General features: G+C 71.8%; 7 protein-coding genes. 2 read left to right on the forward strand and 5 right to left on the reverse strand.

What is annotated here, in order from left to right:
• Nucleotides 1-22 precede the first annotated feature (22 nt).
• Genes murJ through KILIM_RS07040 form a run of 3 tightly spaced genes read right to left on the reverse strand, consistent with a single transcriptional unit; the run spans nucleotide 23 to nucleotide 4,455 of the window.
• The gene (murJ, locus tag KILIM_RS07030; RefSeq protein WP_006591958.1) at nucleotides 23-1,651 is read right to left on the reverse strand and encodes a murein biosynthesis integral membrane protein MurJ; all 1,629 of its coding nucleotides are present in this window, start codon (nucleotides 1,649-1,651) and stop codon (nucleotides 23-25) included.
• Nucleotides 1,652-1,687: 36 nt separating this feature from the next.
• The gene (locus KILIM_RS07035) at nucleotides 1,688-3,976 is read right to left on the reverse strand and encodes a DUF6049 family protein (RefSeq protein ID WP_006591959.1); all 2,289 of its coding nucleotides are present in this window, start codon (nucleotides 3,974-3,976) and stop codon (nucleotides 1,688-1,690) included.
• Nucleotides 3,973-4,455, reverse strand: a complete 483-nt coding sequence (locus tag KILIM_RS07040) for an NUDIX domain-containing protein (protein ID WP_040562491.1) — start codon at nucleotides 4,453-4,455, stop codon at nucleotides 3,973-3,975. The genes KILIM_RS07035 and KILIM_RS07040 overlap by 4 nt, the downstream gene beginning before the upstream one ends.
• Nucleotides 4,456-4,564: 109 nt before the next feature.
• On the opposite strand from KILIM_RS07040, the gene KILIM_RS07045 reads away from it, so the two are divergent.
• Nucleotides 4,565-6,082 (forward strand): CCA tRNA nucleotidyltransferase, encoded by a 1,518-nt coding sequence (locus KILIM_RS07045; protein ID WP_006591961.1) that lies wholly within the window; start codon nucleotides 4,565-4,567, stop codon nucleotides 6,080-6,082.
• Nucleotides 6,083-6,086: 4 nt separating this feature from the next.
• Here the strand turns inward: KILIM_RS07045 and KILIM_RS07050 are convergent, their stop codons facing one another.
• Together KILIM_RS07050 and KILIM_RS07055 are read right to left on the reverse strand one after the other, a co-directional pair.
• Entirely contained in the window at nucleotides 6,087-7,748 is a 1,662-nt protein-coding gene (locus tag KILIM_RS07050) for an ABC transporter permease (RefSeq protein ID WP_006591962.1), read from the reverse strand.
• A complete protein-coding gene (locus tag KILIM_RS07055; RefSeq protein ID WP_006591963.1) occupies nucleotides 7,745-8,749 on the reverse strand; it encodes an ABC transporter ATP-binding protein in 1,005 nt (334 codons plus the stop codon). Before KILIM_RS07055 ends, KILIM_RS07050 begins: the two co-directional genes overlap by 4 nt.
• Before the next feature lie 352 nt (nucleotides 8,750-9,101).
• On the opposite strand from KILIM_RS07055, the gene KILIM_RS07060 reads away from it, so the two are divergent.
• Nucleotides 9,102-11,299: transglycosylase domain-containing protein (locus KILIM_RS07060; protein ID WP_006591964.1), on the forward strand; the 2,198-nt coding region annotated here is incomplete at its 3' end.

The raw sequence follows: 11,299 nt of genomic DNA on the forward strand, positions 1-11,299 counted from the left end.
GTCGAAAGTCCCCGACGCTAGTTTAGGCGGGCGTAGCACCGTCCTTACGCACGCCTCGCAGACGGCGCATGATCGGGTCGAGCACGGCGTTCAGCTCCCGCACTCGCATGCGACGGGCCGCAGCGACGTAGAGCACCATGAACAGCCCGCCGCCGATCACCAGGGCCGCCAGGGAGACGGCCCACCCGGCGCCGGCCCATTCGGCCACCAGCAGCGCCGCGACCGCGACGATCATCCCCGGGATCGAGGCCACGAGAACGCGCACGGTCGTGCGCACGACGCCGTGCATCGGCAGCCCCTCGAGGCGCGCCGCGAACCACACGACGGCCAGCACCGCCGCCACGACATTGCTCAACGCCTGGCCCAACGCGACGCCGACCGCGCGGAACTCCGAGGAGATCCACAGGCAGCCGACGGCGACGACGGCGGCGACCAGCGTGTTGACCACCTGCAGATAGAACGGGGCCTTGGCGTCCTCCATCGCGTAGAAGCCGCGTTGCAGCACGTAATAAATGCCGAAGGCCGGCAGGCCCAGCATCATCGCCATCGCGACGTAGGCGATGGCATCGGTCGTCTGCACCGAGTTCAACGGGTACAGCACCCGGGTCAGCAGCGGCCCCAGCACGAGCGTCACGATCATGATCGGCACCGTCGCGATCGTCGTCAGGGTCATGCCCTGGGTGACGTTCGCCCGCAGCGCGGGCGTGTCCCCCGCGGACGCGGCCTGGCTCATCGTCGTGAACAGCGCCGTCACCAGCGAGACGGTGATGAGGCCGTGCGGGGTCATGAACAACAGGAAGGCCGTGTCGTAGGGCAGCTTGCCGGTGTCGCCCTCATCGACCGAGGTCAGCACCCGAGACTGCACGATGAGCCCCAGCTGGGTGACGACCAGCGCGGCGAAGGTCCACATCGCCACGCGCCCGGCGCTGCCCAACCCCACCCCGCGCCAGCCGAACCGGGGGGTGTAGCGAAATCCGCTCCGATACAACGGCACGATGAGCACGAGGGCCTGGGCGGCGACACCCAGCAGCAGCGAGCCGCCGAGCAGCCAGATCATCTGCGGGGAGTAGGCGCTCGGGGCGCCGACACCGCGCCCGTAGTGCACCAGGAACCAGCCGAGACCGGCGATCCAGACGATATTGCACAGCACCGGCGACCACATGTACCAGCCGAACCGCTCGCGGGCGTTGAGAACCTGTCCCAGGATCGTGTAGATGCCGTAGAAGAAGATCGCCGGCAGGGCGATATAGGAGAACGAGACGGCCAACGCGACCTGCTCGGGCACCGACGAGCCGTCCATGAATATGCGCACCAGCAGCGGGGCCGCGGCGACGCAGACCACGGTGACGACGAGCAACGCCAGCAGCGCCAACGTCAGCAGACGGTCGATGAAGTCGCGGCCGCCGTCCTCGTGGTGCTTCTCGGCCTTGGTGATCTGCGGGACGAGCACCGCGTTGAGCACACCGCCGGCCAGCAGCAGATAAATGGTGTTGGGCAGCATGTTGGCCACCGCCCAGGCATCACCGGCTAGGGACCGCCCGAAGATCGTCATGATCATGACGGAGCGGACCACCCCGAGCAGCCGGGAGACGAAGCTGCCGGCGGCCATCACCGCACTGTGCCGGGCGAGCCGGCCCGCCGAGGTCGTCATGTGGCTACTCCTGCCGCCTGCTGGTGCGCGGATGCGCTAGTTGATGTCCTTCAGGCTCTCCGAGGGGACCCGGGGCCGACCCATCCGCAGGGCACGGTACAGCCCGGCGACGAAGACGACTCCGATCAGTCCGCCGAGAGCGAGCATGATCCAACCGTTGGTCGGTTGAACCCGCACGCGGACCGTCGCATCCGTGCCGAGCCTAGTGTTGGTGGGCGTCGCCAGATGTGTCGACACGGGAACGATCCCCGCGGCGACCGCCTCCGCCTGCACGCGCACGGTGGTCCGGCTGCCCGCGCGGATCGTCATGGGGGCGGGCTCGGAGACGATGCGCAGCCGCGGCGGGCGGCCCTGCGGCTCCAGCACGACCCGCACGTCGTGCACGTCGACGTCGAGATCGTTGACGACCGTGACCTGCAGCGCACCGTGCTCGGCGAAGAAGTTGAAGGTGCTCGGAACGACCGAGACGCCGGTCGTCAACTCTTCGACCCGGGCGCTGACCTGCTGCTGCGTGGGCTTCCAGCCACCCGGGGCGAACCGCCAGCGCGTGGAGACCAGGCCGTCGAGGGAGTCCAGGTCGGGCACCATCGCCGAGGTCGGCGTCGCGGTGAGCACCCCGGCCAGGCCCGCCAGCGGCGCCCGCAACGCCGCGAAGCTCGACAGCGCCGAACTGGTCAGCGGCGAGTCGCCCGGGGAGAGGGGATCGGTGGCGTCCGCGCGCCGCTCACCGACGGGGGCACGGGTGGTCTGAGCGTCGAGCAGGGCGCTGGTGTCGGTCAGCCGCACCCACGGCGTGCCCTGCAGGGTCGTCAACAGGCCGCGGGCCACACCGACGTCGGGGTCGAAGTCGCGTCCGGCGGCGATGACGATGCTGCGCTGCCGGCCGGGCGCCTCCGAGAGCAGAGTCACGGTCTCGGCGAGGGTGCGCAGCGTCAGCTCGGTGGCCACCGCCGGGTCGGAGGCGGAGGTGAACAGGGCCGAGAGCTCGTCGTCGAAGGTCACGACCGGCAGCCCGCCACCCGTGACCCGGGCCGCGGAGCCGCTGACGTCGGGATTCTCGTCGTAGACCGAGCCGGGTGCCACGAGGGCGCTCGGGCCGTCGCCACCGAACCCGGCCCGCACGGCGGTGATGCCGGCGCTCGAGAGTCCCGGGCCCGCCGGCCAGGCCACGCGCGCCATGCCGGGCAGCCCGAGCAGCGCCGCCACCCGCGCGTCACCGGTGCTACCGAGCAGCCCCGACAGGTACTGCGGGGAGGCGCCCGCCGCTATGATCGCGCGCAGATCCGGGTCGTTGCGCGGCAGGGCCCACACGGGATGCCGCGTCGCCAACCCCGCGAGCCGCTCTCGCAGCGCGCCCTGCGCGGCCTCGGCCGGGTCGGTGGGTGTAGGCGTCGGCGACGGAGTCGCCGGTGGCGCGGTCTGGGGCTCTGGCGGCGTCGGAGTCTGCGCTGCCCCCGGCTCGGGAGCGGCCGCACCGGGGGTGGCCGCGGGACTCTGCGCCCCTGTGGCGGCGGGCGGCACGGCGCTGGTGCCGCCCGCACCTGCGGCGACGTGCCCGGGGGTGTCCAGCAACGCCGGATCCACCGCCCACGTCACGGGAAACCGGTCGGTGGCCGCAAGGATCGACTCGATGCGGCTGTCGGGGCCGATCGCCTCGGCCCAGGCCTCGGCGCGCTGTTGCCCGGTCGCGGTGATGAGCGCGGGGTCGGGGTCGAGGGTCAACGGCACGACCACCGAGACATCCAGCGGCTGATACTCCTTGCGGGACTGGTAGGGCAGGTAGGTGGCGCGCACGGCCCGGATCGACGAGTCGGCCCCCGACTCGGTCTCTTCGGTGGCGTCGAACTGCAGCGGCAGCACGCCGAAGGTCCGGTTGCTGGTGATCCGGTTGCCCGGGATCGTCACGTCGACCACGGTCTCGGTGTCCGGCGGCAGGGGTTGGTCGGTCACGGTCTGCGCCGCGAACGTCCCCGTCCGAAATCCGGGGCCGCCGAGGCCGGCGCGGGCGAACGCGCGCACCTGCGAGCGGGTGATCATCGCGCCGGGCGCGCCGAGGCGGGCGCTGACCAGCACGGGACCTGTCGTCGGGGAGGCGCCGGTGTTACGCACCCGAACTTGCGCGCGCACGTCCTGCCCGGGGGTTGCGATGACCGGCTCCAGAGCGGCGACGTGCACGCTGAGCACCGCCCGGGAGGCTTGCGCCGCCGCCGAGCCGATCGCGCTGGGGGCTGCGGCGGTCGCGGGCACGGTGACCAGCGCCGACAAGCACACGAGGAGGGCGCTCAGCGCGGAGCCGAGCGCCCGCGCGGGCCGGCGCCGGCTCATCCCTCGCCGGCCAGCCGCTCCCAGGCCAACTGCGCGATGCGCCGCTCGTTGGGAAACGTCAATCGCTCCTGCACCTGCCGAAGGGGAATCCACTCGACGTCGATGGCCTCCCGGTCGGGGTCCTTCTCGACGGTCAGGTAGCCGCCGGTCGCCTCGAGCAGGTAGTGATGCACGATCTTGTGCACCCGCCGATCATGGGTCGAGAACCAGTAGTCGATGGTGCCCAGGGTAGTCAGCACCCGGCCTTGGATGCCGGTCTCCTCCTCGACCTCTCGCTCGGCGGTCTCCACGAGCGTCTCGTCGTTCTCCTGGTGCCCCTTGGGCAGGCACCACTCGATGCGCCCCGCCCGATTGCGGCGCGCGATGACCGCGATGTGGGCGCGGCCCTCCTGCACGTCGACCACGATTCCGCCGGCCGACCGCTCCAACACCGCAGGCAGCCGCCGCAGCGGTCGCGTGGGGCGTGGAGAAGCGCTCATCTTGTCACCATAACGACCCAGACCGAACGGATGCCGTACGTGCGGCGGGCTCGGGGGCGGGTGTCGCCTACTCTTGGCACACGTGTCCGCCCGCAGTACGCATCCAGAGATGACCGCTTCGCAGCCACCCACAGAGTCCGCCGAGCCGAGTGCCGAGCCGAGCGCCGACGCGAGCGCCGACGCAGGGGCGGCGCTCCTGGCTCGCGCGGTGGCGCACCTGGAGCCGGTGATGCCCCTCCTGCGTGAGCTCGGAGAGCGATTCGCGACCGCCGGGCACGACCTCGCGCTCGTCGGCGGCCCGGTGCGCGACGCCTTCCTGGGCCGCTCGAGCCACGACCTGGACCTGACGACGAGCGCGCGCCCCGAGCAGATCGAGGCGGCCGTCGCCGGTTGGGCCGACGCCGTGTGGGACATGGGGCGGGCGTTCGGCACCATCGGACTGCGCAAGGGCGCGTACGTGGTGGAGATCACGACCTACCGGGCGGACGCCTACGACCGCACCACCCGCAAGCCGATCGTGGCCTTCGGCGACAACCTCGCCGACGACCTGGCGCGCCGCGACTTCACGGTCAACGCCATGGCGCTGCAACTGCCCGAGCTCGCGTTCGTCGACCCGCACGACGGCCTGGCCGACCTGTTCGCGCGGGAGTTGCGCACCCCCGGCGCCCCCGAGGTCTCCTTCGCCGACGACCCGCTGCGGATGATGCGCGCCGCCCGCTTCGTGGCTCAGCTCGACATGAGCCTGCACCCCGGCGTCGCGGAGGCGATCACCGCCGCCGTCGACTCCCTGCAGATCGTCTCGGCCGAACGGGTGCGCGACGAGCTGGTCAAGCTGCTGTTGACGCCCGCGCCGCGTCGCGGCCTGGAGGTGCTCGTCGACACGGGCCTGGCGCAGCGGATGCTGCCGGAGCTGCCCGGCATGCAGCTGACGATTGATGAGCACCACCGGCACAAGGACGTCTACGAGCACTCCCTCACCGTGCTCGACCAGGCCATCGACCTCGAGGGGCCGCCCGGGGCCGGCGAGCAGGAGGTGCCGGGACCCGACCTCATCCTGCGCCTGGCGGCCCTGCTGCACGACATCGGCAAGCCGGCCACCCGGCGCTTCGAGCCCGGCGGCGGAGTGAGTTTTCACCATCACGAGGTGGTCGGCGCGAAGCTGAGCACCAAACGGCTGCGCGAGCTGCGCTTCGACAAGGAGACGATCAAGTCGGTCTCCCGGCTCGTCGAGTTGCACCTGCGCTTTCACGGCTACGGCGCTGGGGAGTGGACCGACTCGGCCGTGCGCCGGTATGTCACCGACGCCGGTGACCTGCTGCCGCGACTGCACCGATTGACCCGCGCCGACTGCACGACCCGCAACCGTCGCAAGGCCGCCCGTCTCGCCGCCTCCTACGACTCCCTCGAGCGTCGCATCGAGGCGCTGATGGCGGCCGAGGAGCTCAAGGCGGTGCGCCCCGAACTCGACGGCAACGAGATCGGCCAGGTGCTCGGCATCCCGCCCGGCCGGGTTCTCGGGCGCGCCTACAAACACTTGTTGGCGATCCGGCTGGATCGCGGGCTGATCGGGCCGGAGGCCGCCCGCGAGGAGCTGCTCGCGTGGTGGGCCGACCAGCCCGAATCCTGAACGCTCAGGCCGCGGCGATATCGGCGCGGCGCCAACCCCACCAGCCGGCGGCCACGAGCGCCACGGCCAGCCCCGTCTCGATAAGCCACGGAGTCCAGTTCATCGGCTCCACGGGCAGCGCGGCCAGGGCCGCGAACGGCGTCGCGTCGAGCAGTACCTGCGGCAGGTTCAGCAACGCCCCGACCCAGGTGACGAACAGGGCCCAGCCCAACACCACCCAGATCAGCGGCGCGAACCGCGGTGCCAGACCCAACAGGGCGGCGCCCAGACCGAGGGTCAGCCAGATGCCGGGGGCCAGGCCGAGAGCCGCTCCGACGATGCGGGGCACCACGGCGACGTCGCCGGTCGAGATCGCCTGCGGCAGCGCGATGCAGGCGCCGGTGACGACGAGCACGAGGGTGGCCAGCAGGAACGCGGGCACGACCCGGGCCAGAAACAGTCGAGTGCGGGAGGTCGCGGTCGAGCCGAGTAACTCGATGTGCCCGGCCTCCTGCTCGGCCCGCAGCCGCAGCAGCACCGCGGCCCCGTAGAGCGCGATGAGGGCGACGACGATGCTCAGCATCGCGCCGTAGAAGGCGTCGCGTAGGACGTCACCGCCGCCACCCATGCGGCGGAACATCTGCGCGATCTGCTCGTTGTCGGTGATCACCTGGTCGATGGTCCCGGCCAGCGAGCCGATGGCCAGCGAGAAGAGCGCCATGCCCAGCAGCCAGCCGATCGCCGCGCCGCGCTCGAGGCGCCACACCAGCGCCTCGACGCCGCCCAGCCAAGCCGAGCCGTGGGCCGGGCCGGGCCGGGCCGCGCGGACCCCGCCGCCGTGATCGCGGCGCCCCTCGAGGGCGAACGCCAACCACGCCAGCAGCACCGTGCTCACCAGGGGCAGCAGCAGCACCCACCACCGTTCGTCGGCGTACGGGCGAGCCAGCGCCGCCCACTGCACGGGGGAGAGCCACCCCAACGGTGCCAGCAAGGAGTCGGTGGGGCCGCCGTCGGCCAGCGCCCGCACGACGTAGGCCAACCCGAGAGAGCCCACGGCGATGAACCGGGCGGTCCGGGCCGACTCGCTGAGCTGGGCGGCAACAGCCCCGACCGCGGCCCACACGGCTCCCGTCAGGCCGATGCCCAGGCCCGCGGCCAGCGCCCCGGTCAGCGGCGGCGCCGTGGTCGCAAGGCCCGCCGTCACGAGCAGCGCCAGCGCCAGGCACGCACCGAACGCCACGAGCAGGGCCCCGGCCAAGGGCGCGCGGCGACCGATGGCGCCGGCCCGCAGCAGTTCGAGCCGACCGGCCTCCTCCTCGGCGCGGGTGGCTCGAATGACCCCGAGCGCCGCCATCATGGCGGCGGCCGCGGCGACGAACGTGCCGACCCGCCACATCGCGAAACCGCCGGCGTTGCCCAGGTCGTAGGGCGGGCCGAGCATCGCCCGCATCGTCGGATTGGCGGCGAGCGCCTCCAAGGTGCCGCGGCCGAGCTGCGTGTCCGGCATCAGCTCGTGGTAGGCGGAGACGGTCGCGGGCATCATCAGGCCCAGGGCCAGCAGCCACAGCAGCCAGAACCACCGAGACCGACGCAGCGCCAGCCGCGCGACGAGCCCGGTGCCCGCCAGCGCGGACCGGTGGGCCGGCGGCGCCGCATGCCGACCGCGGCCGCGCGTGAGCAGGGTCATGACCGCTGCGGACCGGCCGCGTACGGGTCGCCGCTGTCCACGGGCTGGTCGCTCGAGAGGTCGGCCGACTCCGGGGGCGCCCCCGAGTCGGTGTCGTCGGGGTCGGCGTCGTAGTGGCGCAGGAAGAGCTCCTCCAGCGTCGGCGGCGAACTGGTCAGCGAGGCGATCCCGGCGGAGGTGAGGAGGGCCAGGGCGTCGGTCAGGGAGGCGGCGTCGACCTGAAAGGTCAGGCGGCGGTCGTCGATGAGCAGGTCGTGCACGCCCGGCAAGGTCGTCAACTCCGCTGGAGCCTCACCGAGCAACTCGGCGACGACCTGGGTGCGGGTCAGGTGGCGCAGCTGGGTCAAGGTGCCGGTCTCGACGATCCGGCCTGCGCGGATGATGCTCACGTGATCGCACAGCGCCTCGACCTCGGAGAGGATGTGGCTGCTGAGCAGCACCGTGCGGCCGCTGTCGCGTTCAGCGCGCAGGTAGTCGGTGAACACCCGCTCCATGAGCGGGTCCAGGCCGCTGGTGGGCTCGTCGAGCAGCAGTAGGTCGACGTCGCTGGCCAAGGCCGCCACGAGGGCGACCTTCTGCCGGTTGCCCTTGGAGTACGAGCGGCCCTTCTTGCGGGGGTCGAGGTCGAAGCGCTCGATGAGTTCGTCGCGGCGAGCGGGGTCGAGACCGCCGCGGGCCCGGCCGAGCAGGTCGATGGCCTCGCCACCGCTGAGATTGGGCCACAGGTTGACGTCGCCGGGCACGTACGCCAGGTGCCGGTGCAGCCGGGGCGCGTCGCTCCACGGATCACCACCCAGGAGCCGGACCCGGCCGGCGTCGATGCGCAGCAGCCCGAGCAGCACCCGGATCGTCGTGGACTTGCCCGAGCCGTTGGGGCCGAGGAAGCCGTGGATCTGACCGGTGGCCACAGTCATGGTCAGCTCGTCCAGAGCCCTGACGGGACCGAACCTCTTGGTAACGCCCTCGATGTCGATGGCCAGGGCGGCGGACGAGGAACCCATGCCGCGAGCCTAGGCTCGGTTGGCCACTCTCGCAGCTGTCCTCGCGGCGCAGACCCAGTTTTCGCTGAGTCTTCCTCGGACCACCGTCCAGGTGGACTGGTCATACTGACCCCTACTGCCCGTCGACCCGGGAGTCGATCCGGTGGCGCGGGGGCGTCGACCGGCGAGCAGTGCAGGCCGATGGCCGCCGGGCCTGCCTGCAGAAGTCTTCGCGCCGTGCCGATGAGGGTCTCGTCGGCGCAGCCCACCGCCGGTGGGCTGTTTCGAGTCAGGAAGGTACTGCCGCGTGAGTTCAGGGAGCCCCGTTCGGGCGCGACGCGCCTCCGCGCAACGAAGTCTGGGTCGTCGCCTGATGACCCCCAAAGGCATCTTGGCGATCATCGGGGCGCTCTTCGCGCTCGGGGTGTTGCTCGTGCTCGCGGCCTTCGCGTTGGTGCGCGTGCCCGACCCGAACGAGGCGGCGCGCGCGCAGACCTCGATCATCTACTTCGCCGACGGCCAGACCGAGATGCACCGGTTCGCCGAGGTCAACCGCGAGTCCATCCCGTTGTCGCAGGTGCCCAAGCACGTGCAGGAGGCGATGCTCGCCGCCGAAGACCGCTCCTTCTACGAGAATCCGGGCTTCTCGCCGACGGGCATCGCCCGCGCCGTGTGGGCGACGGTCACCGGCGGCCCGACCCAGGGCGGCTCGACGATCACCCAGCAGTACGTCAAGAACTACTTCCTGGACCAGGATCAGACGGTCACGCGTAAGGCGCGCGAGCTCATCATCTCCATCAAGATCGAGCAGCAGCAGTCCAAGGACCAGATCCTGGAGAACTACCTCAACACCATTTATTACGGTCGGGGCGCCTCAGGCATCGAGGCCGCGGCCCGCGCCTACTTCAACAAGGGCGCCGCCGATCTGACGGTCGGAGAGGGCGCGCTGCTGGCCTCCGTCATTCGGGGTCCATCCCTGTACGACCCGGCCCTGGGTGCCAAGCAGGAGCAGAACGCCCGCGACCGGGTCGACTACGTGCTGGCCGGGATGGTCGAGCAGGGTTGGCTGACCGCTGCAGAGCGCGCCCAGGTGGACTTCCCCGAAGTGGCCCCGCCGCGCCAGAACGCGGCCCCGTCGGGCCCCAACGGCTACCTCGTGGCGATGGTCAAGAACGAGCTGACGCAGAAGATCGGTCTGTCGGAGGCGGAGGTCGACCGCGGCGGTCTGCGGATCACGACGACGATCGCCAAGCAGGCCCAGACCGACGCGATCACCGCGGTGGAGAACAACCGGCCCTCCGGGGGCCGCGGCGACGACGTGCGGGTCGGGCTCGCCTCCATCAAGCCCGGCGACGGGGCGATCCTGGCGATCTACGGCGGCAGCGACTTCCGGTCCCAGCCCTACAACTCGGCCACGCAGGCGCAGCTGCAGGCCGGTTCGACGTTCAAGCCGTTCACGCTGGTGGCGGCCCTGGAGAAGGGCATCAGCACCCGCACGCAGCTCGACGGGTCGAGCCCGGCGTACTTTCCGGAGTTCCGCGGCGGCGGCAACGCCAACGGCCGAGTCACCAACTTCGGCAACGCCAGCTACGGGCAGGTCACGCTGCGGGAGGCGACGGCCAAGTCGATCAACACCGCGTACGCCGAACTGAACATCGACGTCGGGCCGCAGGCGACGAAGAACGTCGCCGTGCGGATGGGGCTGCCGGAGAACACCGCGGGGCTGGACGACAACTACGCCAACGTCTTCGGCACCGCCTCGCCGCGCGTCATCGACATGGCCAACGCCTACGCGACGCTCGCGGCGCAGGGCAAGCGCGCGGAGCCGTACATCGTGCAGTCGGTCACTTCGGTCGACGGTACCTACGCCGGCTGGACGGCCAGCCCGCAGCTGACCGACGCCATCAGCCCGCAGGTCGCGGCCGACGCGGTCGACGCGATGACCAGGGTCGTGCGCGAGGGCACCGCGGTCGGCGCGTCGCGGCTGGGGCGTCCGGCGGCCGGCAAGACCGGCACGACGACCGACAACCTGGCCGTGTGGTTCGACGGCTTCACCCCGCAGGCCGCCACGGCGGTCGCCCTGTACATGCCCGACGAGCAGGGCAATGCGCAGCCGCTGCGGGGCATCGGCGGACGCTCGGAGCTGACCGGCGGCACGTATCCGGTGCAGATCTGGACGGCGTTCATGCGCGAGTTGCTCTCGGGCCAGTCGGTCGAGGACTTCCCCGCCCGCGCCGGCGTCGGAGACAGCGAGGTGCGCTGGGTGCCGCCGCCCGCACCCTCGCCGACGGCAACCGCCACGCAGACCCCGACGCAGACGCAGACGCCCACGGACACGCCGACGCCCACCGACACGTGGTCGCCGACCGACGTCCCGACGACCCCCGAGCCGGGCGACGGCGACAACGGTTCCCCGCAGCCGCCCGGCGACGGTGGTGACAACGGCACCGGAGGCGGTGGCGGCGGTGGTGGCCGTGGCGGCGGCGGTGATGGTGGCGGCGGCGGAGGCGGCGACGACGGCGGTGGTGAGGCGGCCAACTCCGGCGGCCAGGGCGGCCAGGGCGGCACCGG

This window comes from Kineosphaera limosa NBRC 100340 (assembly GCF_000298215.1).
Lineage (GTDB): Bacteria > Actinomycetota > Actinomycetes > Actinomycetales > Dermatophilaceae > Kineosphaera > Kineosphaera limosa.

What these genes read in the sequence shown, in the direction of transcription:
- murJ (WP_006591958.1), bottom strand. Translation starts at nt 1,651, where the DNA reads ATGACGACCTCGGCGGGCCGGCTCGCCCGGCACAGTGCGGTGATGGCC.
- KILIM_RS07035 (WP_006591959.1), bottom strand. Translation starts at nt 3,976, where the DNA reads ATGAGCCGGCGCCGGCCCGCGCGGGCGCTCGGCTCCGCGCTGAGCGCC.
- KILIM_RS07040 (WP_040562491.1), bottom strand. Translation starts at nt 4,455, where the DNA reads ATGAGCGCTTCTCCACGCCCCACGCGACCGCTGCGGCGGCTGCCTGCG.
- KILIM_RS07045 (WP_006591961.1), top strand. Translation starts at nt 4,565, where the DNA reads ATGACCGCTTCGCAGCCACCCACAGAGTCCGCCGAGCCGAGTGCCGAG.
- KILIM_RS07050 (WP_006591962.1), bottom strand. Translation starts at nt 7,748, where the DNA reads ATGACCCTGCTCACGCGCGGCCGCGGTCGGCATGCGGCGCCGCCGGCC.
- KILIM_RS07055 (WP_006591963.1), bottom strand. Translation starts at nt 8,749, where the DNA reads ATGGGTTCCTCGTCCGCCGCCCTGGCCATCGACATCGAGGGCGTTACC.